Origin of the sequence: Candidatus Poriferisodalis sp., assembly GCF_965237655.1 — a bacterium.
Classification (GTDB): domain Bacteria; phylum Actinomycetota; class Acidimicrobiia; order Acidimicrobiales; family Poriferisodalaceae; genus Poriferisodalis.
Map to the genome: position 1 here is coordinate 876,808 of NZ_CBDEGB010000002.1, position 26,180 is coordinate 902,987.

Annotated in this window: 24 protein-coding genes; 5 read left to right on the forward strand and 19 right to left on the reverse strand. The window is 66.3% G+C overall.

Annotated elements, in window-relative coordinates:
- Window positions 1-206: 206 nt before the first annotated feature.
- From ACPXYO_RS12185 to ACPXYO_RS12210, 6 genes are all read right to left on the reverse strand, one after another.
- Window positions 207-497 carry a nucleotidyltransferase domain-containing protein gene (locus tag ACPXYO_RS12185; RefSeq protein WP_423920776.1) on the reverse strand — a complete coding sequence of 97 codons (291 nt, stop codon included), beginning with the start codon at window positions 495-497 and terminating at the stop codon, window positions 207-209.
- 50 nt (window positions 498-547) lie between these two features.
- Window positions 548-2,065 carry a hypothetical protein gene (locus ACPXYO_RS12190; RefSeq protein ID WP_423920779.1) on the reverse strand — a complete coding sequence of 506 codons (1,518 nt, stop codon included), beginning with the start codon at window positions 2,063-2,065 and terminating at the stop codon, window positions 548-550.
- Between the two features lie 184 nt (window positions 2,066-2,249).
- Complete coding sequence (locus tag ACPXYO_RS12195; RefSeq protein WP_423920782.1) at window positions 2,250-3,932, reverse strand: ribonuclease J; 1,683 nt, start codon at window positions 3,930-3,932, stop codon at window positions 2,250-2,252.
- Window positions 3,929-4,813 carry a 4-hydroxy-tetrahydrodipicolinate synthase gene (gene dapA, locus ACPXYO_RS12200; RefSeq protein WP_423920785.1) on the reverse strand — a complete coding sequence of 295 codons (885 nt, stop codon included), beginning with the start codon at window positions 4,811-4,813 and terminating at the stop codon, window positions 3,929-3,931. Before dapA ends, ACPXYO_RS12195 begins: the two co-directional genes overlap by 4 nt.
- 82 nt (window positions 4,814-4,895) lie before the next feature.
- Complete coding sequence (locus ACPXYO_RS12205) at window positions 4,896-5,621, reverse strand: transcriptional regulator (RefSeq protein WP_423920788.1); 726 nt, start codon at window positions 5,619-5,621, stop codon at window positions 4,896-4,898.
- A gap of 7 nt (window positions 5,622-5,628) precedes the next feature.
- The gene (locus ACPXYO_RS12210) at window positions 5,629-7,257 is read right to left on the reverse strand and encodes a long-chain fatty acid--CoA ligase (RefSeq protein WP_423920791.1); all 1,629 of its coding nucleotides are present in this window, start codon (window positions 7,255-7,257) and stop codon (window positions 5,629-5,631) included.
- A gap of 83 nt (window positions 7,258-7,340) precedes the next feature.
- On the opposite strand from ACPXYO_RS12210, the gene ACPXYO_RS12215 reads away from it, so the two are divergent.
- Both ACPXYO_RS12215 and ACPXYO_RS12220 read left to right on the forward strand, forming a co-directional pair.
- Entirely contained in the window at window positions 7,341-8,108 is a 768-nt protein-coding gene (locus ACPXYO_RS12215; protein WP_423920794.1) for a hypothetical protein, read from the forward strand.
- 56 nt (window positions 8,109-8,164) lie between these two features.
- Window positions 8,165-10,558: a DNA translocase FtsK 4TM domain-containing protein gene (locus ACPXYO_RS12220; protein WP_423920796.1), complete on the forward strand. Its 2,394-nt coding sequence runs from the start codon at window positions 8,165-8,167 to the stop codon at window positions 10,556-10,558.
- A gap of 25 nt (window positions 10,559-10,583) precedes the next feature.
- Here the strand turns inward: ACPXYO_RS12220 and ACPXYO_RS12225 are convergent, their stop codons facing one another.
- Complete coding sequence (locus ACPXYO_RS12225; RefSeq protein WP_423920798.1) at window positions 10,584-11,822, reverse strand: cytochrome P450; 1,239 nt, start codon at window positions 11,820-11,822, stop codon at window positions 10,584-10,586.
- 114 nt (window positions 11,823-11,936) lie between these two features.
- On the opposite strand from ACPXYO_RS12225, the gene ACPXYO_RS12230 reads away from it, so the two are divergent.
- Entirely contained in the window at window positions 11,937-12,872 is a 936-nt protein-coding gene (locus ACPXYO_RS12230) for an MBL fold metallo-hydrolase (RefSeq protein WP_423920800.1), read from the forward strand.
- A gap of 73 nt (window positions 12,873-12,945) precedes the next feature.
- Here the strand turns inward: ACPXYO_RS12230 and ACPXYO_RS12235 are convergent, their stop codons facing one another.
- The 9 genes from ACPXYO_RS12235 to ACPXYO_RS12275 form a co-directional block, all read right to left on the reverse strand.
- Window positions 12,946-13,869 (reverse strand): SMP-30/gluconolactonase/LRE family protein, encoded by a 924-nt coding sequence (locus ACPXYO_RS12235; RefSeq protein WP_423920803.1) that lies wholly within the window; start codon window positions 13,867-13,869, stop codon window positions 12,946-12,948.
- 41 nt (window positions 13,870-13,910) lie between these two features.
- Window positions 13,911-14,309, reverse strand: a complete 399-nt coding sequence (locus tag ACPXYO_RS12240) for a type II toxin-antitoxin system VapC family toxin (protein ID WP_423920806.1) — start codon at window positions 14,307-14,309, stop codon at window positions 13,911-13,913.
- On the reverse strand, window positions 14,306-14,569 hold the full coding sequence (locus ACPXYO_RS12245) for a hypothetical protein (protein WP_423920809.1): 264 nt from the start codon (window positions 14,567-14,569) through the stop codon (window positions 14,306-14,308). Before ACPXYO_RS12245 ends, ACPXYO_RS12240 begins: the two co-directional genes overlap by 4 nt.
- 258 nt (window positions 14,570-14,827) lie before the next feature.
- Window positions 14,828-15,763: a nucleotidyl transferase AbiEii/AbiGii toxin family protein gene (locus ACPXYO_RS12250; protein WP_423920812.1), complete on the reverse strand. Its 936-nt coding sequence runs from the start codon at window positions 15,761-15,763 to the stop codon at window positions 14,828-14,830.
- Between the two features lie 130 nt (window positions 15,764-15,893).
- Entirely contained in the window at window positions 15,894-16,658 is a 765-nt protein-coding gene (istB, locus tag ACPXYO_RS12255; protein WP_423916039.1) for an IS21-like element helper ATPase IstB, read from the reverse strand.
- A complete protein-coding gene (gene istA / locus ACPXYO_RS12260) occupies window positions 16,655-18,139 on the reverse strand; it encodes an IS21 family transposase (RefSeq protein ID WP_423918680.1) in 1,485 nt (494 codons plus the stop codon). Before istA ends, istB begins: the two co-directional genes overlap by 4 nt.
- A 221-nt stretch (window positions 18,140-18,360) precedes the next feature.
- Window positions 18,361-19,161, reverse strand: coding sequence for a type IV toxin-antitoxin system AbiEi family antitoxin domain-containing protein (locus tag ACPXYO_RS12265; protein WP_423920814.1), 801 nt, complete (start codon window positions 19,159-19,161; stop codon window positions 18,361-18,363).
- A gap of 79 nt (window positions 19,162-19,240) precedes the next feature.
- Window positions 19,241-20,191: a hypothetical protein gene (locus ACPXYO_RS12270; protein ID WP_423920817.1), complete on the reverse strand. Its 951-nt coding sequence runs from the start codon at window positions 20,189-20,191 to the stop codon at window positions 19,241-19,243.
- A gap of 4 nt (window positions 20,192-20,195) precedes the next feature.
- Window positions 20,196-20,987, reverse strand: coding sequence for an SDR family NAD(P)-dependent oxidoreductase (locus ACPXYO_RS12275; protein ID WP_423920820.1), 792 nt, complete (start codon window positions 20,985-20,987; stop codon window positions 20,196-20,198).
- A gap of 122 nt (window positions 20,988-21,109) precedes the next feature.
- Here ACPXYO_RS12275 and ACPXYO_RS12280 point away from each other — a divergent pair, with 122 nt between their 5' ends.
- Window positions 21,110-22,195 (forward strand): DMT family transporter, encoded by a 1,086-nt coding sequence (locus ACPXYO_RS12280; RefSeq protein ID WP_423920823.1) that lies wholly within the window; start codon window positions 21,110-21,112, stop codon window positions 22,193-22,195.
- A gap of 154 nt (window positions 22,196-22,349) precedes the next feature.
- Window positions 22,350-23,186 carry a DUF6159 family protein gene (locus tag ACPXYO_RS12285; protein WP_423920826.1) on the forward strand — a complete coding sequence of 279 codons (837 nt, stop codon included), beginning with the start codon at window positions 22,350-22,352 and terminating at the stop codon, window positions 23,184-23,186.
- Window positions 23,187-23,190: 4 nt separating this feature from the next.
- Here ACPXYO_RS12285 and ACPXYO_RS12290 read toward each other — a convergent pair whose 3' ends face one another.
- The 3 genes from ACPXYO_RS12290 to ACPXYO_RS12300 all read right to left on the reverse strand — a co-directional run bounded on the left by ACPXYO_RS12290 (window position 23,191) and on the right by ACPXYO_RS12300 (window position 26,140).
- The gene (locus ACPXYO_RS12290; protein ID WP_423920829.1) at window positions 23,191-24,027 is read right to left on the reverse strand and encodes an LLM class F420-dependent oxidoreductase; all 837 of its coding nucleotides are present in this window, start codon (window positions 24,025-24,027) and stop codon (window positions 23,191-23,193) included.
- A gap of 71 nt (window positions 24,028-24,098) precedes the next feature.
- Window positions 24,099-25,322: an aminotransferase class III-fold pyridoxal phosphate-dependent enzyme gene (locus ACPXYO_RS12295; protein WP_423920832.1), complete on the reverse strand. Its 1,224-nt coding sequence runs from the start codon at window positions 25,320-25,322 to the stop codon at window positions 24,099-24,101.
- 134 nt (window positions 25,323-25,456) lie between these two features.
- Window positions 25,457-26,140: a nitroreductase family protein gene (locus tag ACPXYO_RS12300; protein WP_423920834.1), complete on the reverse strand. Its 684-nt coding sequence runs from the start codon at window positions 26,138-26,140 to the stop codon at window positions 25,457-25,459.
- Window positions 26,141-26,180 lie beyond the last annotated feature (40 nt).

A 26,180-nucleotide genomic window follows, 5' to 3' on the forward strand; every position in this document is an offset into this window, starting at 1 on the left:
CTCACGCTGGCCCCTAGAGGCTCGCCGCCAGCCTGCGAGTTCGCGCGATGTCGCGCTCGGGTCTGCCTGTCTCGAAGGCTGGCAAACCATCGCTCGTAGTCATCGGTCTGGCGAATCCCGATCTCGATGCGGGGACGCTACCGGACAAATTGTATCCCAAGGGATACGTTCTAGCACGGATTCGGTAGTCGAGGCACTGCGAATGGCTACAGCGGGATCGCGTCCTCGAACATCCCTCGATGGCTGTCACGCACTGCCGAGGAATCCACGACGTCGACATGGTGGCCGAGCAGTTCGGTCAAGTCCATCTGAAGCCCCGCGATGTCGAACAGATCCGCGTCGTCATCGAAGTCAACGAGGAAGTCGTAGTCGCTCGCCTCGGAGCCATCGCCCCTGGCCATCGAGCCGACGAGCGCAATGGAGCGTGCCCTGCACCGCTTTGCCGCAGCGTGAATCGCTGCCCTGTGCACGACCAGCACATCATCACGACGGCTCACGCTTACGACTGCACCGGCGTCTATGTCGCTGGCTGCTCGACGCTTCCGGTTCATGGCGGTGACGCATGGGCTTGTGACCATGTCCAAACGTCACCGTCGCTTGGGGGGTGCAGTTCGAGGTTGTGTTTGTGGAGGTGGTTGTGGTGTCGGTGGCACAGCGAGGCGAGGTTGGCCACGCTGGTAGGTCCGCCGTCGATCCAGTGCCAGATGTGGTGCCCGACGCAGTCGATGGGCGGTTTGTCACAGCCAGGCCACACGCATCCTTGGTCGCGAGCGATCAGGGCACGCCGGATCTGCGGCGGGATGGTGCGTGTTATGCGTCCGATGTCGAGCACTTCGCTGCGCCCGTTGAGCACTGCGGGGATGATCCCGGCGTCGCAGGCCAGCTTGCGCAGCTCGAACACGGTCAGCTCGGTGGCCGACTCGGTCATGCCAGGCCGCACCAGCTGGCCGCCGCTACTGCCGACGGCTCCCAGCGGTGCGCCGGCGATGCCGTCGCGCAACTGGTCGAGGGTGACGGTGACGATCATGTGGGCCGTGTCAGACCGCCAGGCATCGAATTCCGGACCCAGCGCGGTGCTGCCGCCAGGGCCATCGGCGTGGCCCGCCTCTCGTTGTTCGCCCGCGACGCCCGCGGCGGTGTCCGGTTCCGTGCCGCCCGCGGTGGTGTCTTGCTGCGGGATGCTCGCGGTGGTATCCAGTTCCGGGACGCTCGCGGTTTGCGGGTCGGGAGCGCTGGTGGTGAGCAGCCGGGCGAGGGCGTCCGCGGATCGGTGCGCGACGGTGGGGCGCTGCGCGGACGGCAGGTTCTTGTCGGTGCGCCACATGCGCTGGATCATGCGCGTCAGGCCGCGGTGGATCCGGTCGCCGGTCTCGGGATCGAACTTGGCGCGCAGGTTCCACATGCCGTCGTAGTGATCGATCCACATCGAAGCGGACCGCGCATCGCACTGACGCTCGCGCCGTGCCGTATCTGACTCCACGCGGTGTGCGGCCTCGTGGGCGCGCACGGCTTTGCGGGTCTGGTCCGCGGTCTGACCCGCGGCGCTGTCGGTCAACGCGGCGCGCACGTCTTCGGGCACCGACGCGCCTGCGAGCAGCGCGGCCTGGTCAGAGTTGATGCCCCCGCCCGTCAAGGCGTCGGCCACGCCGGGCTTGGCGGCCACCGACACAGCGTCTCGTTCCAGCCGCCGCGCCTGCGCGCCGCTGACCGAAGTGGTCGCCGCGAGTGTGTCGGCCAAGCTCGCGTCGCCGCGGCGGCGCTGCAGCTCCCGGCGAGCCGCTTCTGCCACCAGCGCACTGCGGCTGCCCTCCAGAGCGTTGACCGCGCGCTGCACCCGCTGGGTGGCCCACACCAGCTCGTCATCGGTGAGCGCGTCGACATCAACCCCTACCAGCAGCGCCCCGCCCAACAATCCTGCCAAGCCCACATCCAGCGCACTGCGCACATCAGGCGCATCGCATCGCCTGACCAGCCGCTCACGCAACGCCCGCAGAGGACCGTCCGCGCAACGATCCCGACGCATCGCTGCCGGGCCGGCAGCCAGTCGAGGCGGGACCTGGGACATGACCGAACCCTAAAGAGGGGGTGTTACAACCATGATGTCGGGGTCAGCGGTCGGGGGTGAATCGCCCTGGATTGGTTGAAGCCTCTGGGACGCCTTGGGCCTGGTGGAGGAGTCGTGGTGCTGTGGAATTGCCGAGGTCGTGGACGCGCAGCGACCAGAACTGCGTGGCTCTGAAACCGAGATGTCAGCCGAGCGCAATCACAGCCGCCGAGATGGCTGGACGGCGTCTTGTTCGGTTGCTGACAAAGCGTCCGGTGGCCCGGCGAACGGCACGCTCGATGTCGCCCCCGTCGCGTTTGGCGCCCTTGTTCTTGTTGGCACCGTTCACAACAGTCGTCAGCTCTCCGACCAGCGCTTCGATGACGTCTGCGTGGGCTTCGGTGTCCAGCCAGCCGCTCGAAGTGACGTCGGGAGGTGCCGCCAGGCGTGCCTTGGCGTCGAGCACCACGGTGACGTGGACGAATCCGGAGGACAGCGCACGGCGTTCGCTGATCACCTCAGGGTCCGGGTCTTCGAGCGTGCCGTCCACGTAGTGGTACGGCGCAGGGACGCCTCGGCCCACCGACAGGTTGCCGCCCCGAAGCACCACCTGCCCACCGTCGGTCAGCGTCAGCACTCGATGGTCCCGCATGCCGAGCTCGCGGGCGAGCTGGGCGTGGCGAGCCAGCATGTGAAACTCGCCCTCGATCGGAACGAACCAGCGTGGCCGGCAGGCCTTGTGCAGCTCGCGCAGCTCGTCCCGCTGGGCATGCCCGGATGTGTGCACCTGTTCGTGGCCGTCGTGGATCACCTCGGCACCCCGGCGCGCGAGTCGGGACACCATGCGAAACACGGCGCGCTCGTTGCCCGGGATCGGGTGGCTCGACAGCACCACGGTGTCGTCAGGTCCGAGGTGAATGTCCGGATGACTTCCGTTCGCGATCAACGACAGCGCGGCGTTGGGCTCTCCCTGGCTGCCGGTGCACACGATGCAGACGTTCGACGGATCCAAACTGCCGAGTTGCTCAACGCCGAACAGCGCACGCTCGGGAACGTCCAGTACCCCAAGTTGGCGTGCGATGCGCACGTTGTTCACCATCGAACGCCCGACCGGAACCACAACGCGGCCTTCGTCAATCACGGCGTCGCAAATCTGCTGGACGCGGTGCAGGTGGCTGGCGAAGCAGCTCACGATGAGCCGCCGCCCCGGGCGTTCGCTGAACAGCCGCCGCAGCGTGGCGCCGATCTCGGTCTCCGAGGCGCTGCGTCCCGGACGGTCTGCGTTGGTGGAGTCGGCCATCAGCAGGGCGATGCCTTGGTCGCCGAGCGCCCGCAGCCGCGCCAAGTCGGTCAGACGACCGTCCACTGGCGACTCGTCGATCTTGAAGTCCCCTGTGTGGACGAGAGCGCCGGCGGATGTGTGCACCACGATGCACAAGCTCTGGGGCACCGAGTGGGTGATCGGCAGTGCCTCGACGTCGAAGGGGCCGATGCGCCGACGCTCGCCGTCGCCCAGGACATGAAATGACGTGCGGTCACCGAGGCGCGCCTCCGTCACTTTGTGCTCGGCAAGCGCCATGGACAGGGCTGAGCCGTAGAGCGGCACCTCGATGCTGCGCAGGAAGTGCGGCACACCGCCGAGGTGGTCTTCGTGCCCGTGCGTCACGACCAGGCCGACGATGTCACCAGCGCGCGAGTTCAGCCAACCCATGTCGGGAAGCACCTGCTGCACCCCCGGCATGATCGCCGGGTCGGGGAACATGACCCCGAAGTCGATGATCAGCAGCTTGCCGTCAACCTCGACGACTGTGCAGTTGCGCCCGACGTCGCCGAGCCCGCCCAGGAACGTGACAGTGACGGGCCCGTCGGCGGCCCGGGCGGCGCTCAAGTCTGCTTCAGTCGGGCGTAGACCTCGCGGGCGCGGTCTTCCAAGCCTTCAGGCGTTGGGCCCATCGGCAGCCGTGGCTCACCCACGGGCAAACCCAGCGTGCGCAGCATCGCCTTGGTCGGCACCGGGTTCGGCGCCGCGTCTCCGGTCTCGTAGTCGAAGCTCTCGAGCAGCGTGGCGTTGATCTCCCGGGCCTTGGTCGCGTCACCCGCATCCCAGGCGTCGAACATCGCCACGTGCTCGGGAATGGTCCAGTGCGCCGCAACGCTGATCACGCCCACTGCTCCGACGGCCAGCAGGGGCAGAGTGAGACTGTCGTCGCCGCTGTACACCTCGAAGCCTTCTGGTGACTGAGCGATGACCTTGGCGGTTTCGCCGGGATTCCCCGCCGCGTCCTTGACGGCCACGATGTTGGGGATCCGCGCCAGATCCAGCAGCGTCGGGGTGCTGATCTTGCGCCCCGTGCGAACCGGGATGTCGTACATGATGATCGGCAGGTCCGTGGACTCGGCCACGGCAGCAAAGTGCGCTGCGATGCCTGCCTGCGAGGGTCGGTTGTAGTACGGCGTCACCGCCAGGATGCCGTCTACGCCCAGCTCGGCGGCCTTGCGGGTCTGACTCACTGAATGCGCTGTGTCGTTGGTGGTGGTACCGGCCACCACCGGGACCGTGACGGCCTCTGCGACGGCGCGCCAGAGCTCCCAGTCCTCCTCGTCGGTGATGGTGGGTGCCTCACCGGTGGTGCCGGTAATGACGAGACCCTCGGCGCCCTCGGATACAAGCCAGCGCGCCAACGTCACGCCAGCGCCCACATCCAGCGAACCGTCTGCCGCGAACGGCGTCACCATCGCCGGAACCACTCGCCCGAATCGCGCGCTCATGTCATCGAGACTACTGCCGAGGCGCTGCCCCAGCGGTCTTGATATCGGCGGCTGCGGGGCCTGCGAGTGGTGCCAGTGCGCTTTAGACGCTGCCCTCGTCGGCCCGGTTGATGCCGAGCGTCGCCAGCAGATCCTCGTGCAGCTCGAACCACACTGTGTGGTAGCTGGGGATCATCGGCTTGGTGAGGTAGTCCAGGTCGCCGGCCTGAAGCTTGCCCAGCGCTTCAGCGAATCGCGGCGCATAGTTCTCATAACGAGCCATCACGCTGTTGAGCGCTTCCAGCACTCCCGCCAACTCGCCGTGCAGCGTCTCCAGCCGCTCGATGATCGCTGCGTCGTAGTCGGCGTCGCTGTGATCGTTGAGCCGCCCGCCGTCGCCAGGTCCCGCATCGGCCGCTGCCCGATGGTCGGCTGGCAGCACCTGCCAGTCGGTGCACAGCTGCAGCATCTTGGGATTCAGCGCCCCGAATTCCTGGTAGGCCGCAGTGACGGGCTCCCGGGCGCCGGCGGCGTCCAGCTCGTCCGCCAACGCGGCTTCCCCTTCGTCACGACCACTCGGCGTCAGGATGAACTTCGGAACGCCGCCGACCTCGCGAAACATGCAATGCCCGGACGCATCAAGTTCGGCAAGCAGCCACTCGGTCTCGTCGGGTTCTAGTCCGTGGATTGCGGCAACGTCATCGATCTCGCCGAGTCCTTTGAGACGCAACGCCAGCCAGACCATCAGGCGCGGCTCGGAGCGGTATGGACCGCTCGCATCGGGCTCGGAGCGGTATGGACCGCTCGCATCGGACTCGGAGTTGTTCACGCGCTGGTCACTCCACAACGAGATCCGCGAAGCGGTCCCGCAGCGTCTTCTTGGAGAACTTGCCCGTCGAGGTCTTCGGAACCTCTTCAATGATCTGGGTGGCGCTGGGCAGCCACCACCTCGCCATCCGCGGCGTCAGGTACTCGATGAGCTCGTCGTGGGTGATCGTCTCGCCCTCAACGGGCACGACGCACGCCATCGGTCGCTCCATCCAGCGATCTGATGCCACCGCGACCACCGCAGCCTCGGCCACCTTGGGGTGGCTCATGATCTCGTTTTCCACCTCGGCTGAGCTGATCCACTCGCCACCCGACTTAATGAGGTCCTTGGTGCGGTCCACGAGCCGGATATAGCCGTTCGGATCACAGGTGGCCACGTCGCCGGTGCGCAGCCAGCCATCGTCGGTGAACGAGTCGGCGGCGTCGGGCCGGTTGTAGTACGAGCCGGTCACGTATGGGCCGCGCACGTGCAGCTCACCGGACGCCTCGCCGTCGTGGGGCAGCTCGTTGGTGGTGTCGGGCTCGCAGATGCGGAACTCCACAGTCGGCAGGACCGTTCCCACCGTGGTGCGCAGATCGGCCTTTGCATCGTCGTCGAGGCCTTGCTGGCCCGAGCGGATATGGGCGAGCGAGCACAGCGGACTGGTCTCGGTCATGCCCCATGCCTGCAGGATCGGCAGCCCGACCGTAGCCCGGTACCCCTCCGACAGCGCTTTGGGCACCGCCGAACCGCCGCACGGGATTGCTCGCAGGCTCGACACGTCTCGCCCTTCGAGCTCGCCGAGCACGCCCATCCAGATCGTCGGCACGCCGGCCGCGAGGGTGACCCGTTCGGCCTCGATGAGTTCCGCCAGCGGCTTGGGCGCCAGGTTCGGGCCGGGATTGACCAGCTTGGCCCCCGCTGCGACCGCCGCATGGCTCAGACCCCAGGCGTTGGCGTGGAACATCGGCACGACCGGCATAATCACATCGCTCTCGCAGACGCCAGCCGAATCGACCAGCATCGCGGCGAGCGTGTGGATATAGGTGGAGCGGTGGCTGTAGACCACGCCCTTGGGCTCGCCCGTGGTGCCGCTCGTGTAACACATCGACGCCGCCTGGCGTTCGTCGGCGACCCGGAAGCCCGATGGGGTCGCGGCGGCCAGCAGTTCCTCGTAGTCGACGATGCGAGGATCGTCGGGAACCTCAGGGGCTGCGTCGCCACCGCCTGAGTCGTCCATGACGACCACATGGCGCACTGTCGTCATCTCGTCCACCAGTGGCCATAGGATCGGCAGCAGCGAACGGTCGGCGAAGACCACTTCGTCTTCGGCGTGGTTGGCGATGTAGGTGATCTGTTCGGCGAACAGCCGGATGTTCAGCGTGTGCAGCACCCGACCCGAGCACGGCGCAGCGAAGTACAGCTCGAGGTGACGGTCGGTATTCCATGCGAACGTGGCCACTCGGCCGTTTGAGGAGATGCCGAGGTCGTCAAGTGCACCGCCCAGCAGCCGGGTCCGTTCGGCCCAGCGCCCGTAGTTGGTGCGCTCGATGCCGGTGGCGGTTGCGGTCACGACCTCCTTGTCCGCGAACAGCGTCTCAGCGCGTTCAACGAAGGGGTCCAAGGTGAGCGGCAGGTCCATCATCGTCGAGTCCATGACGCCGCAGGCTAGAGGGCGCAACCAAGGGCCTCCCGGGCATGCCGGTGTGGTGTCGGCGTCGGCGCGTAGCCTCGGCCGAGGTGGTTGACGACGGCCGGGACGATCCAACGACGACCGATGCCGTCGACGCCGAGGGGGCATCGCCAGGCGATGCGATCTCTGACGCGGATCGGCGGCGTATGCAGCTGCTGGCAGCAGTGCCCGTGGGCTTCGCCCTGGCGGCCTATGCCGGACAGATCTTCTTTGCTGCGCTCATCGCGCGCGCACCGCTGCTGCTCCTGTCGCTCAATGCCACCGACCCGATCCTGCTCGGCGTGGCCCACCAAGCCCCGTTGTGGGCCTTCATGACCATCGGGGTGACCCGCCTGTTCATCACCGACCCGTTCCTGTACCGGCTGGGCTATGACTACGGCCCGAATGCCAAGGCCTACCTGGCGGCCGAGCTGGGTCCCCGCAATCGCATCATCAGGGCCATGGGCTGGCTGGAGCGCTGGTTCCCCCGTGTGGGCTGGCTGCTGCTGTTCGCCATTCCCGGTTACCCGATGTGCTTGCTGTCGGGAATTGCGCGGATGCACCAGCTGCCGTTCGTGGTGGTGAACCTGGCCGGCACGGTCACCCGCTTGGCGCTCGTGTGGTGGGTTGCCGACCTGTTCTCAGGGCCGCTCGGCTCAGTCATCGACTTCGTCAATCGCTATTCGATCCCGTTCACCGTCGCGATGTTCGTGCTGATTGTGGTGCAGACCGCCCGTAACCAGCACCGAGCCGCGAACGCCGAGCGCGCTCGAATCGGGCGTGAGCACGAAGCGGCCGAGCAACGCCGCATCGACGCTGGGCCACAAGACTGCTGAGTGGTCGCCTCGGTGGGTCTCCGTAGGTCCAGCCCCGTCTCGGTACTCTCGCAGAGGTGAGTGCGAAGGGCACTGCCGGAGCCGAAGGCTCGAAGGATGCGTCGAAGTCTTCGACGCGGGGAGATTCCCAGCGCGGCCTGTCCCGGGTAGTCCGCAATGCCTTGAGCGGCCGATCTCGCGAGATCGTAGCGCTGTCGCTGTTCGCACTTGCCGTGATCTGCGGGCTTGGCCTGCTGGGCGACCGGGCGGGCGTCGTGGGCCGACTCCTCGAGAACGGGCTTGCCGTCTTGCTCGGTGTGTTCCGCTTCGCGGTGCCGATCCTGCTCATCTGGATCGGGGTGGCTCTCGCCCGCATGACGGCCTCAGAGCGCAGCGGTCGCGCCGCGTTCGGGCTGAGCTTGCTGACGGTCGCGTTCGCCGGAGCGGCGCACCTGTCGGGGTCCGCGGACGGCTTCGGACCCGAGCTCGAAGACCTGCGCCGCAGCGGGGGAGTGCTGGGCGCCGCTGTGGCCGAGCCGTTGCGACGTCTCATCGACGACCCCGCGACGTGGGCCGTGCTGCTGCTCGTGATGCTGTTCGCCGTCATGATCGTCGGCAACGTCGGCCTCGGTCAGGTCCTGCGTTGGATGTGGACCGGCGTTGCTGCGCTCGGCCGGACGCTGAGCGGCTCTGTGTCGAAAGGCGCCCGGAGCCTGCAGCGTGTGGGCACCGATCCCGAACCGCCCTCATTCGATGCCGAGCAGTACGACTTGGACGCGACCGGTGGCGAACAGATGCCCGCAGGCGAGCTGCCGGCCGCGGAGGGGGCCCCGATTCCAGGTCTCGATCCGAGCGCCTCCGAGCCTCGCGACGTATCTTTCGAGCCGTCGCCACCTTCCTTCGTCGAGCCTCTCGGTGGAGACGTCGTACCCCCACCCGTACCGGCCGCGCGCGCGGCACCGCGGGGCACCGGGGCCGGAGGCCAACGTCCGCGCTGGAAGCTGCCCAAGCAGTCGGTGCTCAAGCGCAGCGGCACCCAGCAGTTCGACCGGGCGCAGCTGTCGGCAGGAGCCGCAGCGCTGGTGGCCGCGCTTGCGAGCCATGGCGTGGAAACGCAGGTGACCGGCTGGGAGCCAGGCCCCACCGTCACGCGTTACGAGCTGAAGCTGGGCCCGGGCGTGAAGGTGTCCCGCGTCACGGCCCTGCACAAGGACATCGCGTATGCCATGGCGGCCGCCGATGTCCGCATCCTGGCGCCGATCCCCGGCCGTTCGGCGATCGGCATCGAGGTGCCCAACTCCGACCGCCACCTCGTCGCGCTGGGCGACATCCTGTCTTCCAAGGCGGCGGCCGATGCGATGCACCCGCTCGAAGTGGCGATGGGCAAGGACATCTCGGGGCGCGAGGTGATGCTCAACCTGGCCACGATGCCCCACGTGCTAATTGCAGGCGCTACCGGCTCGGGCAAGTCGTCGTGCATCAACTCGATCATCTCGTCGCTGTTGATGCGGTCCACCCCCGACCAGGTGCGAATGATCCTCGTCGACCCCAAGCGGGTCGAGCTGGGTCAGTACGACGGCCTGCCCCACCTGCTGACCGCAGTGGTGACCGAACCGCGCAAGGCCGCGAACGCCCTGGCATGGGCCGTGAGGGAAATGGAGCGCCGCTACGACGTGCTGTCCGAAGCGGGCTTCCGTGACATCACCGGCTACAACGCAGCCGTGCTCGACGGAGCGCTGCACAGCAACGAGAGCGAGCTGCTCGGCCAAGACCAGCAACACGAATCGATGCCGTTCATCGTCGTGGTCGTCGACGAGCTGAACGACCTGATGATGGTGGCGGCCCGCGACGTCGAAGACTCCATCACCCGTCTGGCTCAGATGGCTCGAGCCGTCGGCGTCCACCTGGTCGTCGCAACACAGCGCCCGAGTGTGAACGTCATCACCGGTGTCATCAAAGCAAACATTCCCAGCCGGCTGGCATTCGCCGTGTCGAGCCTGGCCGACAGCCGGGTCATCCTGGATCAGCCGGGCGCCGAGCGGCTGGTGGGCCAGGGCGACATGCTGCTGCTGTCCGCCAATTCCAGCACTCCGAGGCGCATCCAGGGCAGCTGGGTAAGCGAGTCGGAGATTGCCCACGTGGTGGCCCATTGGCGCCGGCAGGCACCCGAGGTCAGCTATGTCGAAGGCGTCGAGGGCACCGATGCGCCAGCGGGTGCGACAGGCCTTCCCGGCGGCACCACTGGCGACGCCGACGACGACGAATTGTTGCGACAGGCGATGGTCATCGTGGTGGAGACCCAACTCGGTTCTACCTCCATGCTGCAGCGCAAGCTGAAGATCGGCTTCGCCCGCGCCGGCCGGCTCATGGACCTGCTCGAGCAGCGGGGCGTTGTGGGTCCCTCGCATGGCTCCAAGGCCCGCAATGTAATGATGACGCCAGAGGAGCTGTCCGACGCCCTCGGCGAGTGAGGCGCCAGCGGAGGCGCCCTGAAGCTCAGATGCCGACGCGGATCTGCAGGTTGCGGGGGCCGCGTACCTGCACGCCGCCCCATTCCACTCCGCCGCGGCCGACGTCGGTGGCGAGTTCGAATTTCGGGAACCGCTCCAGCCACTCCTCGATGGCGACCTTGAGTTCCATGCGGGCCAGATTTGAGCCCAGGCATCGGTGGATGCCCAGCCCGAAGGCGAAGTGCCGATTCTCGGCCCGGTCGATGATGACCTCATCGGGACGGTCGAACTTCGACGGATCGCGATTGCCAGCCCCGAATGGCAGCAGCACCTTGTCGCCATGAGCGACCGGGCAGCCGCCGACCTGTGCATCGTCGGTGGCAGTGACCCGGGCCATCGTCACCGGCGCGTAGGCCCGCAGGAACTCCTCGATGGCGGTGGGAATGAGCTCGGGTTCCGCCACCAGCCGTTCACGGTCGGAAGGGTGCATGGCCAAGTGCATCAAGCTGGCCGAGATCGAGCTCCACGTGGTGTCGATACCGGCCAAGAGCAGCAGGAAGCTGGCACCGGTGATGTGGTGGTTCGCCAGCGGGTCGCCGTTTGGCAGCCGCATGTCGAGCAGCTTTGACGGCAAATCGTCTGCCCGTTCCTGCCTCCGCTCGTCGGTGAGCTCGCCGAAGTACTGGAGCACTTCGCGTGTGGCGTTTGCTCGCCGGTCGAACTCGTCGCCCTTGGACTGCAGCACGTCGACGGCCCAGCGGGTGAAGTCCGGCTCGTCGGACTCGGGCAGCCCCAGGATGCGGGCGATGACCCGGACCGGAATGTGCTTGGAGTAGGTGTCGGCCGCGTCAGTGACCCCTGAGCGACCCTCGTCCGCACCAGTTTCTGCAGCGATCGCATCGATGCGCTCCCGCGCAATGCTGCGGGTGACCTCCACCATGTCTTCGACGGCCTTGGGCCCGAAGAACGGCAGCAGCAGCCGTCGGGCGTCGGTATGGAACGGCGGGTCTGAGGTGATCGGCGGGGCGGTGAGCAGCCCGACGCCTTCGGGTGTGGGCGCCACGGCGATGTCACGGGAGCTGAAGTTCTCGGTGTCGTAGGCGATTGCGGCGATGTCGTCCCAGGTGGTGGGCATCCAGTGCCCGCCGTTGTGGCTGCTGTGAGCCACCGGGCACTCTGGGCGCAGATCGTCCCAGACGTCAGCAGCGCCTTGGATGTACTCGTCGCTGTAGACGTCGAAGTCCCGTTCTACCGAAGAGCTGTCGATGTCGGCAGTCGTGCTCATGGCGGCTCCCTTGAGTCCCTGCGGGCGCGATCCGAGGCGCTCCCCAGCGTAGGCGACGGGTTCTACGCTTCGCCGTAGTAGCGGAGCCTGTTCGCCGGGATCCGAGGAGGTCACATGTCGGGACATGCAGCAGTCGAGGCAGCGCAGCTCAGCGAGGTGGCACCGGGCGTGTACAGCTACGTGCAGCCTGACGGCACCTGGTTCATCAACAACATGGGGTTCGTGGTGGGCTCCCGCAGCGTCGTGTCCATCGACGCCACCTCCACCGAGCGCCGCACGCGCGCCTACCTCGATGCCATCGCGTCGGTGACCCCCAACCCGGTGACGATCCTGGTCAACACGCACCACCACGCCGATCACACCCACGGCAACTACCTCTTTGCTGACGCCACGGTGGTGTCGCACACGGCGTGCCGCGAGGTGATGGTGGCGGCAGGGATACCCGACTACAGCGCAGTGTTTCCTGGCGTGGACTGGGGGGACCTGAGCTTCCGGGCGCCCGATGTGACCTTCGAGGGCTCGACCGTGCTGCACCTCGACGACCGGCGTATCGAGCTGTCGGACCTGGGCTTCGTGGCGCACACCAACGGTGACATCCTGGCGTGGCTGCCCGATTGCCGAACGTTGTTCTGCGGCGACCTGATCTTCCACGGGGGTACGCCGTTCGCGCTGTTCGGCTCGGTGTCGGGGACGCTGGACGCCCTCGATGTCATCGAGGGCTACGGCGCCGAGGTGATCGTGCCGGGCCACGGTCCGCACTTCGGCGGCGACGACATTGAGCGGGTCCTCGGTGAACAGCGCTCGTACCTGCGCTTCGTGCAGGACTGCGCGGCTGAGGGGATCGCAACCGGCCGCTCACCGCTGGAGCAGGCACAAGCAAGCGACCTCGGGTCACATGCCCACTACACAGATCCTGAGCGCCTTGCGGGCAACCTCCACGTGGCCTACCGAGAGGCCGCCCCCGGCAGCTACGAATTCCCGGGCGTCGAACGGGCGATCATGGACATGGTCGCCTACAACGGCGGCGCCATGCCCCGCTGCCTGGCATAAGAGTCGCCGTCGGCAGGAGGCGACCCATCAGACACGTCGCCTACAACGGCGGCGCCATGCCCCGCTGCCTGGCCTAGAAGGGGAGCTTCAAGCCGGGGCGGGGCCAGTCGCCGACGGCGAGGCGGCCTGTGCTTGACAGGGTGACGTACGCAGTGCGCATGTCATCGCCGCCGAAGCAGATGTTGGTGGTGGCGGAGTCGTCGGTGGGAGCGAATTCGAGTTCTTCGCCGTCGCGCGTGAAGGTGGTGATGCCCCCGGTGAGAATCGTCGCCACGCTCACGTTGCCTTCTGCGTCCATCGCCAGCGAGTCGAAGTACTTGCGGCCGGCGGGTCGCGCCAGGAACCAGCCCCGTGATGGCACGCCAGCGGCCACCTTGCCCGGCCCTTCGAGGTCGAACGCGAACATGGCGCCCTGGAAGGTCTCGGCAACATAGACGCGGTCTTCTTCTGGGGAGATGCCGACGCCGTTCGGCCCGTCCATCGGGAAGACGATCTCCTCGATATGGCTGCCGTCCGCCTTGGCGTAGTACAGCCCGCCGCGGTCACGGTCACGCTCGCGGGTCTTGCCGTGGTCGGTGAACCAGAAGCCGCCGGTGGAGTCGAACATGATGTCGTTCGGCCCCTTGAGCGAAACGCCGTTCACATCGGCGTAGAGGATGTCCACCTCGCCCGTTTCGAGGTCGATGCGTTCGATCCGTCCGGTGGTGTAATCCGCCGCCACCTCGCCGGGGACCGTGCGGCCGCGGACCGTGATCCACTCGAAGCCGCCGTTGTTGCATACGTACAGCGCACCGTCAGGACCGAGTGCTGCACCGTTCGGCCCGCCGCCGGGCGTGGCAAGGATGTCCTTGCGACCATCGGACACATCGACACGGGTGATAGTGCCACGCCCGATCTCGACTACGGCCACCGAGCCGTCGGGCAGCACTACCGGTCCTTCAGGGAAGATCAGACCGTCGGTGATGGTCTCGAAATGATCAGGTCCGAAGAAGCTCATAGCCGCCGACGCTACTGCGCGCCGCCGGGTCGGCGAAGGGCTCAGCGCGCCGAGATCGGCACCCAGACGAGGCCGTCGATGTGCTCGAAGTGCCGGTCTGCTGAGACAAGGTCTGCGCCGGTCTCCATGGCGTGTGCGGCAATCCAGACGTCGTTCGTCGGGATAGGGCGGCCCTTGGCCTTCAAGGCTGCGGCGATTCGCGAATAGCGGTCGGCGGTTGTTTGACCCACCTCGACAAGTGTCGAATAGGGGCTCTCGAGAAAGGAGCGCAGATCCGCGGCATTCCGCTCGAAACGCGATCCCGCCCGGAAGCCATACATCAATTCGCCAACCACAATGGCAGAGAACAGCAACTCCGCGGCATTTCGCACCAGCTCCGCAGCGCGTTCGTGTCCTCGCATGAGCAGCGAGTACGCGTTGGAGTCCAGGAGGAGCCTCACGCCCAGGAGGCCTCGTCGACGGTCTCGAAATCCGCGAGCGCCAGGTCGATCTCGTCGGCTTCAGCCGGCGTCCAGCTACCGATCAGTCGGTCGAGCGATGTGCCGACCGTGTGGGCTCGTTCTGCGCCCTCAGACAGACCCGCTCCTTTTCGGAGCAATCTCAGCGCAGCCTTGTTCAACGACACGCCCTCGCGTTGCGCGAGACGACGCATTGCAGCTTCGAGGTCGTCTTCAAATCCGCGAACGGTGAGTTGGTCCATTGCGCACCTCCGCCATGACAAGAATGCGATTCAGATATGACTCAATATGCATCATATACTGAGTCAAAACAGTCGTGCGGCAGACGCTGCGTCTCGATGTTCCCGAGCTGCTCTTTCGCAGTGCCTTTCCTCAACCGGCTTCAACCGGCGTCCAGCTGCCGATCAGACGGTCGAGCGAAGCCCCGACAGCAACGGGACGGTCGCCTACAGCGATGCCACCATGCCCCGATGCCCGGCGTCGATCTTGCAGGTGATGCGCTAGAACTCGACCAAGTAACGAGGAACAAAGGTCTCGGGTTCGATGCTGATGCCACGGATGCGGTCGACTCGATAGGAACGCGTCAGGCCCCGATCGTTGACTAAGTACAGCAGCAGATTCCCGTCTTGTGATCGGCGGAATGAGTACGGCTCCACCTTCCGGGGCCCGATTCGGCCGTTGCTGGCGACGTAGTCAATTGTGATCCTGAGACGATTAGCACCTGCAAATCGAATCAGCTCGATCGGCGACCCGGTTCGCCACGTCGTCATGTGGCGTGCCGGCCGCCAATCTGAAGCTGTCTCGATGCCGACATGCGAGCACTTGGCTTGCAAGATGCTCGCAACGTCGTTGGCGCGTCCGATCAGACTCGGGTGCCGATGCGTGTGGACAACGTCGTAGAGGTCGCGGGGACGGCATCGCTCGGCCAGCGCTCGGAGTTTTTCTCCGAGAAGTTCGGGCAGCGAATAGCACAACACATCGGTAAGGCGATCGGTGGCGCCTCCGAGATCGACATCGCTGAACGGATGGATCACGGGACGATGCGCGAGCCCCCGGACGATTACCTCGTCGGCCGTGAGGTCGAACTTCACCTTCTGGGGCGTCGGCATTCCGAGTGGACCTACGTACGCGATGCGGCCTTCGATTGTCGGGCTTCCCCTCTTGTTCTTTCGAGTGCGAAAGGAGCGTTCATCCAGGATGAGCTGTAAGCCAGACTCGTTGATCGTCCGCTCGGCGATCTCGCCGAAGGTGTCGCGTAGCAAGGAAGCATCTAGATCGGCCTCTGACACCGTGAAATCGAGGTCCTCGGAGAACCGGTGCGTCTCAAACCAGCACTTGCGCAGACACGTGCCCCCCTTGAACGCCCCTGACCTCGTGACTGGGTGTTGGGTAATGCCAGCGAGCATCCAGCCGAGGGCGTAGTCCTTCTCAACCACATTCTGAGCCAATTGCCACTCGGCGCCCGTGTGTCAAGGGCCAGTGGGATCTGCCCAGTGGCGGACAGCAGGACTGCCCGTTGGTGGCCAACAGAACTGCCCGGTGGTGGCCAGGTGTTCTGCCCGTGGGTCAGTTGGTCAGTGGCGTCACCCCCTTGCCGGCGGTGGCTTGGGTGAGGCGGATGCTGTCGCCGGCGGTCATGACGACGTGGGCGTGGTGGAGCAGCCGGTCGACGGTGGCGTTGGCGATGGTCTTGGGCATGAGTTCGTCGAACCCGGCGGGGTGAAGGTTGCTCGACAGGGCGATGGAGCGTTTCTCGTAAGCGGCGTCGACGACCCGGTAGAGCGCCTCGGCGGTCTCGGTGGTGACTGGGAGCAGGCCGATGTCGTCGATCACGATGACGTCGGAGCGCATGATCCGCCGGATGGCCTTGGCGGCGGTGTCGTCGGCGCTGTGGCGGCGCACGAGCGCGCCGAGGTGCTCGAGACTGAACCAGGACACCTTGTGGCCGGCATCGACGGCGGCCTGGCCGAGCGCTTCAAGGAAGTGCGTCTTGCCTGTGCCTGATGGTCCGCACACGACGAGGTTCTCGTGGCGGTGGATCCACTCCAGGGTGCGTAGCGCCCGCTGGGTCGGCGCCGGGATCGAGCTGACGGTTCCGTCCCAGATGTCGAAGGTCTTGCCGGTGGGGAACCCGGCCGCTTTGCGCCGGGCCCGGATTGAGGATGCTTGGCGGCCGGCGAGCTCCTCGGCCAGCAGTGCCCTCATTGCTTCGGCCGGTTCCCAGCGTTGTGCCTTGGCGGTGGCCAACAGGTCCGGTGCTGCGGCGCGCATGTGGGGTAGGCGCAGGGCGCGGAGCAAGTCGACGACCTCGTCGATCGGCGCTGGGTTCATCGGTCGCCTCCGAGGCGACCCCAAGCGGCGGTGCCGGGCTGCAGCGAGTGCGCGTCATCGGCGCGCCGGGGTTGTCCGGGCGGGTCAGCAGCCAGGATCGAGGCCAGGTCGCCGTCTGCGAAGCGGCCGAACATCGCGGAGTGGCCGAGCGCCCAATCAACGCGGACCTGGCCGTGGAGGCGGGCAAGGGTGACGGCTTGGGCCATCTTGACCTTCATGCGGGTCGTGCCCGCGGCGGCTGCTTCAACGAGCCAGGTGCGGGCGCCGTCTCCGATGGCGAGGAACTCGGTCTCGGCCGCGCTCGTCGGCTTCGGACGCCGCGCCAGTGGCCCAGCCGGGCGTGGCGGGTAGTGGGCGTCGTCGATCATCGGATGCCCGGGTGTCGAACTCTGGTGGCGGGCGACCTCGATTGGGCCTGACGGTGCGCAGTGGGTGACGACGACCTGGTCACCGTCGACGCGCACCCACACCGTCTCATCGGCGAGGGTGTGCGGGACCGAGTAGGTCACGCCGCCGAAGCTGACCGTGGAGCTCCAAGAGACTTTCCGGGTCTCCCCGAGCGCTGCCGTGTATGGGCGTTCGGGCAGCGCGTGCAGCCGGTGCCGTTCCTCGGTGAGCATCTCCACCGGCGCCCGCCGGGTCACCCGATGGACCCGCTCGTTCACCTCAGCGGTGAACGCCTCGCAGGCCTCGACCAGCTCGGCCCAACTGGCGTAGTCGCCGCGCAGGTTCGCGTCGGTTGGCACCAAGTCGGCCTTGGCGACCCGCACCGTCGCCTCGCTGCCGCCTTTGGATTCAGGGTCCGCCGGCACACACGTCGCGACCGTCACGCCGTAGTGGCCGCCGACCGCAACGATCTCCGGATGGCGCACGGCGATCCCGGCGACGTGGTCGATCGTGACCGTGCGCTCGTTGTCGGTGAGCCAATACGTCGCAGCGCCGCCAAAGGCTCGCATCGCCCGATCCACACAGGCGATCACCGTGGGCAGGGTGCGGTCCCAGGTCGCGACCGGCACCCGGAACCTCGACCACGCCAGCCACGCGCAAAACAGATTCGTCCGCCGCCCGGCGATGACCGGGCCCGCGCCCCAGTCCCACTGCGCCCACATGCCCGGCTCGGGGATCCACGGCCGATACACCCGCCGCCGACCCGCCCGGAAGCTCTTCTTGGCCTCCGCCACTGCTCGGCGCACCGTGCGATCCGAACCCTCGAACCCCAACGCTTTCAGCTTGGCGTGGCAACGATCGGCGCGGATCTTGCCACAGGAGCGCTCCACCCACTCCTCGATCTTCGGCAGCCACGGATCGATGATCCGTTTCCGCCGCACCGGGCCCACACCCCCCAGCCGACCCTCGTCGCGCTCAGCCACATACGCGGCGACGGTGTGATGCGAACAACCGGCCAGCTCGCCGGCATCCCGGAACGACCCAGTCAGGTCGAACGCTTCCAACATGTTCATGATTTCCTCGCGAGACTTCACTTGCTCCTCCTGCTCGATGGTCACGGTTGTGGTGACCGGCTATTCGAGTAGGAGGAGCACCCCGCCGCGGTGCACCCCGACGGGAAATGGACTTCAACGCGGGCAGTTCTGTTGGCCGCCGCTGGGCAGAACCGTCGGCCGCCAGCGGGCAGCTACATGGCCGCCACTGGGCAGGATCTCATGGCCGCCGACACCCGTGTTGGCAATCTCGCGCTGGGTTATCACGCAGATACGTCCGCATTTACTCGCAAACACCATTGGGGCGATCTCGGCCCTACAGCCGGCAGCGCTGGGTCCAAGAGCGGGACACCAGTGGTCAAGGGTTGGCCGATCGCTTCAGAGCTGTGGCCTAGCTGCTCCAAGAGATAGCCGAGCCTCTTGAGGCCGGCACCGTTGCCGAGACGTTTCACGATCTCAACGAGGCTGTCGACGCTTGTGTCAGCTAGCAGCGAATCCAGGATCTCCATTGAGTGGCGGATTCCGCCACCCAGAGCGGGCTTCGAAAGCAGGTCGGCCACGGTCCGTTCAGGGGTGGACACAAGAATTCGCCGGTCATGGCGCCATTCCCCTACGAGGCCCCACGTGAGTCGCTCAGGGTCAACGTGGCGCACAAGAAAGGTGGGGCCCCCTGCGAGTTCCTGCTCGACCCGCCTTATCCGTTGAGCCATCATGACGATGGTCGATCGAAAAACCTGGTCGGTGAGTGACCAGTGGTTCGCCGCAGACCACCCCCCGATGTAGCAGGGCTTCCACACCAGATCAGCGAGGTACCACGAATCCTCTGTCCAGGCAGCTGGGTTCTGCGCATCTACCGGCACCGCGAAATGCATCCCTCGACAAATCCGCCCCAGCCACCCTCGCGACGCCAAGGCCGACAACCGCCGCGCAGCAGTCTCTGGACTCACGTTCAGTGCATCGGCAGCAGCCTCAACGGTCACTGTTCGCGCTCCGTCTCCGAACAGAATCGCAAGCTCTCGCCGACTGGCGCCCGACAGCCCTCCAGGCTCACCGAAATGATCCATAGAGATATTCCAAATCCAGTAATTCCCATCTCAAAGGAATTATTGGATTTGCAATGTCACACTCGCCATCTGCGGACGGTCAGGCCAAGGCGTCTCGCCAGGGGGTTGCGTCGATGCCGGGGTAGCGGCGTTCGAGGGCGTCCACCAACTCGGGGGTCCAGTACGGATGGCCGGGCAGCGGGGCGCCGAACAGCGCTAACTCCTCAGGCGAACAAGCGGCAGCAAACGTGATCCACGGCCGCCCGACGGTCACCGGCTGCACGTTGTCGTAGCCCATCCAGTCGGCACCTGCCGGCTTGAATGAGGCGCTCATGAGGAAGCGGCTGCCGCCGGGCCGCGTCAGGTCGACACCTCGGTGCCACACGTCGGGACGGTAGGCCAGGTACGAGCCCCGGCCGCCGGCGGCGGAGAACCGCTCGCCCTCGGGTGGCCCGTCGTAGGGCCGTGACGTGTCGGCTGGGCCTCCCGCAATCTCAGTCGGCGCCACATCGGGCTCGACCTCGCTCAGGTACAGGAACCCCTCCAGGTTCCACCAGCCGGGCTCGAGGCGGTCGGGTACCACGTTGTGGTTCCGGTCCTGGTGGAAGGGCTGCTCGTAGTTGGTGACGCCGGTGTACTTGCCCCAGATGCGGGCCTGGTAGATGCGGATGTCATCGATGCCCATCGCCAGTCGGGCGAACGCTGTGACGTTGGGATGCACCTGCAGTCGGTTCAGCCGCGGCGACGTGTAGGGGAACAGGATGTGCCCCAGGAATTGCTTGGGCCGGAAGGCGGCGCCCTCAGCGTCGGCCTTGGGGAACTTGTGGCCTTGGTTGAAGCTGCTGCCGACGAAGCGATCTCGCACAGCGGGGTCGTCGGCGTGGAACTCATCAGGGTGCGGGTACAGGTCCCACAGTTCCTCCACCGCATGATCAATGTCCGCGGTCGGCACGAGCCCGTCCACGAGCACCCAGCCGTGCTCTTGCCAGTGCTGCGCCGCCGCTTCGAGGTCGGTGAGCCCGACGCCAGCGGTGGTGTCAGCCGCGCTCACGACCTCAGCCGGCTCCTTGCGCGTCGTCGACGGTGATGCAGGTTCCCGACACGAAATCCGACAGCGGTGACACCAGGTACAGCAGCGTCGAGTCGAGCTGCGAAGCCTTGCCCAGGCGTCGGCGGGGGAACATCTTGGTGATGTCACCCATGCGTTCGAGCATCCCGTCCATCATCTCGCTCTCGAAAGCGCCCGGGGCAATGGCGTTGACGTTCACGTTGTAGCGGGCGAACTCCTGCGCCAGCACTTCGGTCATACGCACTACAGAACTCTTGGTGATCGCGTACATCGAGGTCCCGATCGGTGCCCTGAAGGCGGCCCCCGAGGAGATGTTGACGATCCGGCCCGGCAGCTCAGCGGCGATCAGTCGCCGGGTGACCTCACAGGACAGGTGGAACAGCGACGTGAGGTTTGTGGCGATCATCTCGTCCACAAACGCCGGGTCCATCTTGAGCGCCAGGCGGGCGTCGGGCTTGCCGGCGTTGTTGACGAGGATCTGCACCGGCCCGAGCTGTTCTTCGGCGGTGGCGACGGCACCGAACAGCGCCTCGGTGTCGGTGACATCGAGCGGCATCGGCAGCACTGTTGCGCCGTCGGCCTCCAACTCGGCCGCCAGGGCGTTCAGCCGCTCGACACGCCGGCCGCAGATGACCACGCTGGCACCGCACGCAGCAAGCACGGTGGCGAAGCGCCTGCCCAATCCTGAGGTAGTGCCGGTGACGAACGCCGTCTGGCCACTGAGGTCAATTGACCACTGCGGTGCCAGGCTCCTTTCGGACCCGGCGTCGTCGGTCATGGTTTCCCCCTCTGCCGCGGGCTGAACTGCCTGCGGATCGCAGCGTATTAGCGGAGGCCGCCTCTTACCGGACGTCCGGAGATCCCGGGCTCAGCCGGCGAAACAGCCGTAGCCTCGCTCGGGTGAGGGGATCGGATCGGGCTGCGCCGTGGGGCGGCAGCATCCCCGAACCGTCGAGCCGAGGCGGTGCCATCTTCGTTGTGGCGCCTGCCATCGGTCGAGCAGGTGACATCGGGGATCCCCTCAACGGCGCCCGAACTTCCCTACTACCGACGCCCGCCGACGGGGTAATGCCTGTGCGTCCCACCAGCGCCGCGTTGCCGCTCGTCATCATGGGGCTCGTCGTCATCTCCTGGGGCATGGGTCCGCCGATAGCGAAGCTGCTCAGTGCACCCCCGATGGTCAGCGCTGTCATCCGCTTCGGGATGTCGACACCGTTCTTGCTGGCAGTGCTGGCGCTGCGCGGCCGCTGGCTGTCTCGGCGGGTGTTCTGGCAGACAATGCTGCCGGGCCTGTCGTTCGGCATCAACATGGTCTTCGTTTTCGCCGCAGTGCAGCAGGTCACGATCTCGGTGATGTCGGTCATGATGGCCCTGCAGCCGGCCATGCTCCTGGCGGTCGTGGGACCCCTGTTCGGCGACAGGGTCGGCTTCCGCCAGATCGCCTTCACGCTGCTCGGGGTGGGCGGTGCCGTTGGTGTGATCGCTGGTGCCGGCGGAGACTTCCGCGCAAGTCCATTCGGACTGTTCCTGACCGCAATGTCGGTGCTGACGTTCACCGTCTATTTCGTGTTGACGCGTATGGCGCGCTCCGCGAGCGCCGTGGATCCAATGGAGTGGATGGCCGGCATCAACTTCTGGTCGCTGATTGTGGCAATCCCGCCCACCTTGCTGTGGGTCTCGCCGGCGGGTTGGCGGGAGTTCGGCGGCTACGACTGGCTCTGGATCGTCATCGTGGCGTTCGTCACCGGCGTGTTCGGTCACGTCCTTATGACCTGGTGCCATGCCCACATTGAGGTCGCCCGGTCGTCGCTGTACGTGCTGGCCATGCACATCGTGGCGGTGGGGCTGGCGTGGATGATCCACGCGGAGCCGGTCACGCTGACCCAATTCGCCGGCGGCGCCGTTGTGCTGTTCTCGGTGGCGATGGTGATTCGCACGCCAACCAACTCGCGTCGCGAACCCGAACCGGCAGGCACCGCTCGCTGAGCCGGGGCGCGGCCCGTCGCAGCGCGTTCACCGACGTGATGATCCGGTGTCACGTGAGCTGGGTACGCTCGGGTTCGGCGCGGCGCTCCAGCGTGACCTGCGGGTGCTGCTTTCGTTCCGTCGGCGGGGAGCCGACCCACCTAGGAGCATGGCAATGGGCCGAATGGCAAATACGTGGCGACTGACGAAGACCTCGTGGTCATTGCTGAAGCAGGACCGGGAACTGCTGTGGCTGCCAGTCCTCAGCATGCTCGCGATTCTCGCCCTCGTTGCTGCTGCATGCGTAGTGGGCTTCGTCGTCGGCGATGTCGAGGAGGGCAGCGTCAGCGGCAGCATGGCGGTACTCGGCTTCTTGTTTGTCGTGGCTGCAACAGCCATCGGCGTCTTCTTCGAAGGGGCGCTTGTGGCGGGCGCCTATGACCGGATGTCGGGTGGAGACCCCACAGTGCGCAGCGCCATGGGTCGGGCTGCGATGCACCTGCCGAGCCTGTTTGGCTGGGCGGTCATCACTGCCACCGTCGGCATCCTGATCCGATTGCTCCGAGAGCGCCTAGGAGCGCTCGGAAGCATCCTCACGTGGTTCGCCGAGGCAGCCTGGGCCATCGCCACCTATCTCGTCGTTCCCGCCATTGTCATCGATGATGAAGGGCCGATCTCCAGCATCAAACGGTCGGGCGGTCTGGTTCGACAGACCTGGGGCGAGAACCTGATCTCTCAAGCGGGATTCGGCCTGCTCGGCTTCGTGCTGATGCTCCCCGCGGTCATCGTCGGCGTGCTGATTGGTCTGATCGTTCCGGGCATCGTCGGCACCGTCGTCGGTACAGCCGTCGGCCTTGCGGGAGTCGTGACGGTGATGGTCGTCGTGGGTGCCCTGGGCATCTACTTCAAGACGGCGCTCTACTTGTACGCCACCGACGGCCAAGTGCTCGGCGGCTACGACGCCGACCAGATGCGCGACACGTTCCGGGCGAAGGGCAAGGGCCGGCGCTAGGCGCTCAGCTGCGAAGGCCGTGCTCGCTGGCGAAGGCAGCGAGGCCCTCGCTGATCACTCCCACATCGCCGGTATTCCACGAGATCACCAGCTCGGTTACGCCGACGGCTGCGTATTCGGCTCCCAGTTCTTGGGTCAGCTCATCGGCGCCGAGGCGGACCGATATCTCTGCGGGAATTCCTGGTCGTCCGGCGGCGTCCGCAGCTTCTCGAATGGTCGGGAGCCGCTTGGCGACGCTCTCGGGCGACAGCATCATCGGATGCCAGCCATCTCCCAGCCGGCCAACGCGTCGCAACGCCGGCGGGCGGTTGCCGCCGATGAGGATCGGCGGGCGGGGTTGTTGCAGCGGCTTCGGCGAGCTGACGACGCCTTGAAATGAGTAGTGCTGCCCCTCGAAATCGGCGCTGGACTGGGTCCACAGCAGATCCAGCACCTCGATGAACTCGTTGCTGAGCGCACCGCGGTCGTCGTAGCCCACGCCGAGCAGCGCGTTCTCCTCTGGAAGGCTGCCCACGCCGAGCCCCACGACGAGCCGGCCGCCGCTCAGCCGGTCCAGCGTTGCGAGCTCCTTGGCCAGCACCATCGGGTGCAGGTACGGCATTACCAGCACGCTCGTGCCGAGGCGCACCCTGGCCGTCTTCGACGCGATCCACGTGAGCGTCACCAGTGCATCGTGATAGGGACGCTCGCCGAGGCGGTCCCACACATATCCGACGTTGATCACGTGATGATTCACCCACACCGAGTCGAAGCCGAGTTCCTCGGCCTCGACGGCCAGGCCGACCACCTCGGCGGGATCGTCGACCCCGAAGTTGTTGGGCACGGTGAAGCCGTATTTCATGTGTCTTCCTCGCAGGGCAGCAGCCGGGCAGGTAGTGCGGGGCGATCAGGTTCGATCTGGCCCGTCGGGCGTCAGTCGAGTGCGGCGAAGGCCGCGTCCGTGATGTCGCACGTTCGCTTGATGTCGTCGTCGGTGTGGGCAGTGCAAATGAAGTGGTTGTGATAGCTGATCAGGTAGGCGCCCCGCCGAACGCACTCGGCAACCCACCGCGCATGAAATCGCCCGCCCCCAGGCCCGACGACGCGCAGGTACGGCATCGCCGGCACGCCGGTCACTCGAAGCTCGTGTCCGTGTGCTGCCGCCACATCAGCCAATGCCCGGCCCAGGCGAATGCCGATCTCCGTCGCGGCAGCGGCTGCATCGCAGGCCCGAAGCTCCCGCAGCGTCGCGAGGGCGGCCGCCATGGGTGCCGCATTGAAGAACTGCGTCCCGGTGAAGAACGTTTCCCCGGCCGCTTCCTTCAGCGCGTCGCTGCCGGCCAGCGCTGCGATGGGGTGCCCGTTCCCGATCGCCTTGCCGAAGCACATGAGATCGGGTGTGAATCCATAGGCGACATGGGAGCCCGCGAGGTCGATCCGGAACCCGCTGCGAACGTCGTCGAGAATTACGACGATGCCTGCCGCCCGGCACGCCGTCTCCACTGCTGCCCAGTAGCCGTCCGCAGGCAGTTCGTTGTCTGCAAAGACGGGATGGTGGTACGGCGACGAGATGAAGCAGGCGATGTCGCCCGGGTGAGCGTCGATGGCTGCTTGCACCGCGTCGGCGTCATTCCACGGCACCTCGACGACGAAGGCTTGGTCTTCCGCGATCGTGCCCGTGTTGCCAGGTGCTTGCATCCACGGCGCCGAGCCGTGATAGCCGCCCTGGATCTTGAGGATGTACCGCCGTCCTGTTGCCGCGCGGGCAACCATCACTGCCAGCCCCGTCGCATCGGCACCGTTCTTGCCGAACAGCGCCCAGTCGGCCCCGTCCACGAGGTCAATCAGCTCCTCGGCCAGTTCCACCATGACGGGCGCGGCGAGGCTTACCGTGCTGCCGTCGGCGGCCTGCTTTTCGGCGGCCTCCTCGACCGCCGGGTGGTTGTAGCCCAAGATGTTCGGGCCGTAGGCACACATCCAGTCGATGTATGAGTTGCCGTCCGCATCGGTGAAACGGGCACCCTCTGCGGAGGAGAAGAAGACCGGGCCGTCGTCGATCACAGCTGGCCCGTAGTGCCCGTATACGCCTTTCGGTATCACCGCCTGCGCACGTTCGTACAGCGCTCGAGATGTCGGAGTTGCCAGTGGTTCGCTCATGACCTACCCCCTGTGAACACGGTGAGAGCCTGACATACCGGATTCCGGAACGCAGCCGCCGCAACAGGTTGTTGATCCGGGTTCAGTCCTTCGCACACGTGGCGATAGGCGAACGCGCAATCCGGTTGGGCCGATCAGCTCGTCCAGGCCTGACCGAACATGTCGCGGTAGGCCATGTCGGCCGGCGGCAGTCGAGTTATCGGGCCGTTGCCCTTGCCGACCGGGTACCCGATCGGCACCATCGCGACCGTGGCCCATCCGTCGGGTACACCCAGCAACGACTTCACTTCGTCCTCGCGGAAACAGTGCAGTGTCGTGAGGGTGCAGCCCAGCCCCTCGGCCGCGCACGCCAGCATCAGGTTCTGCACTGCCGGGTAGACCGAGCCGCCGCCGACCATGCTGATCCGATCCAAATTGGCGTCGGTGATCGCCATCATCTTTGGGTTGGCGCAGAACAGCAGGATCGCTGGGGCCTCATGCAGATGATCGGCGAGGTAGTCGCCCGCAGCTATGACCCGCTCCCACTTGGCGACTTCGTCGGAGGGGAGGCCTTCGAGTCGCTTCATGAATCCGCCGGTGTACTTCGCCCACTCTGGCCCGTAGACGTCGGACAATCCTTGTTTGACAGCCGGGTCGGTAGCGACGACCACTCTCCATGGTTGCTGGTTGCCTCCAGTTGGGGCCCAGCACGCCGCCTGCAGAACCCGTTCAAGGACATCGGGGGGAATCGGGTCGGTGCGAAGACGGCGCACGGCCCGCAGCGTGCTCATCGTCCGATAGAGATCCGCCGAAGCTGTCTGCGTTGATGCGGCTGACATGGTCACTGTCCTTTGATGTGTGGTCTACGTAGTTTGGCAA

Bases quoted from the DNA above. Each gene is read 5' to 3' on its own strand.
- ACPXYO_RS12210 (WP_423920791.1), bottom strand. From the start codon at position 7,257: ATGGACTCGACGATGATGGACCTGCCGCTCACCTTGGACCCCTTCGTT.
- ACPXYO_RS12290 (WP_423920829.1), bottom strand. From the start codon at position 24,027: ATGAAATACGGCTTCACCGTGCCCAACAACTTCGGGGTCGACGATCCC.
- istB (WP_423916039.1), bottom strand. From the start codon at position 16,658: ATGAACCCAGCGCCGATCGACGAGGTCGTCGACTTGCTCCGCGCCCTG.
- dapA (WP_423920785.1), bottom strand. From the start codon at position 4,813: ATGAGCGCGCGATTCGGGCGAGTGGTTCCGGCGATGGTGACGCCGTTC.
- ACPXYO_RS12230 (WP_423920800.1), top strand. From the start codon at position 11,937: ATGTCGGGACATGCAGCAGTCGAGGCAGCGCAGCTCAGCGAGGTGGCA.
- ACPXYO_RS12285 (WP_423920826.1), top strand. From the start codon at position 22,350: ATGGGCCGAATGGCAAATACGTGGCGACTGACGAAGACCTCGTGGTCA.
- ACPXYO_RS12235 (WP_423920803.1), bottom strand. From the start codon at position 13,869: ATGAGCTTCTTCGGACCTGATCATTTCGAGACCATCACCGACGGTCTG.
- ACPXYO_RS12225 (WP_423920798.1), bottom strand. From the start codon at position 11,822: ATGAGCACGACTGCCGACATCGACAGCTCTTCGGTAGAACGGGACTTC.
- ACPXYO_RS12245 (WP_423920809.1), bottom strand. From the start codon at position 14,569: ATGGACCAACTCACCGTTCGCGGATTTGAAGACGACCTCGAAGCTGCA.
- ACPXYO_RS12300 (WP_423920834.1), bottom strand. From the start codon at position 26,140: ATGTCAGCCGCATCAACGCAGACAGCTTCGGCGGATCTCTATCGGACG.
- ACPXYO_RS12265 (WP_423920814.1), bottom strand. From the start codon at position 19,161: ATGGATCATTTCGGTGAGCCTGGAGGGCTGTCGGGCGCCAGTCGGCGA.
- ACPXYO_RS12190 (WP_423920779.1), bottom strand. From the start codon at position 2,065: ATGTCCCAGGTCCCGCCTCGACTGGCTGCCGGCCCGGCAGCGATGCGT.
- ACPXYO_RS12275 (WP_423920820.1), bottom strand. From the start codon at position 20,987: ATGACCGACGACGCCGGGTCCGAAAGGAGCCTGGCACCGCAGTGGTCA.
- ACPXYO_RS12295 (WP_423920832.1), bottom strand. From the start codon at position 25,322: ATGAGCGAACCACTGGCAACTCCGACATCTCGAGCGCTGTACGAACGT.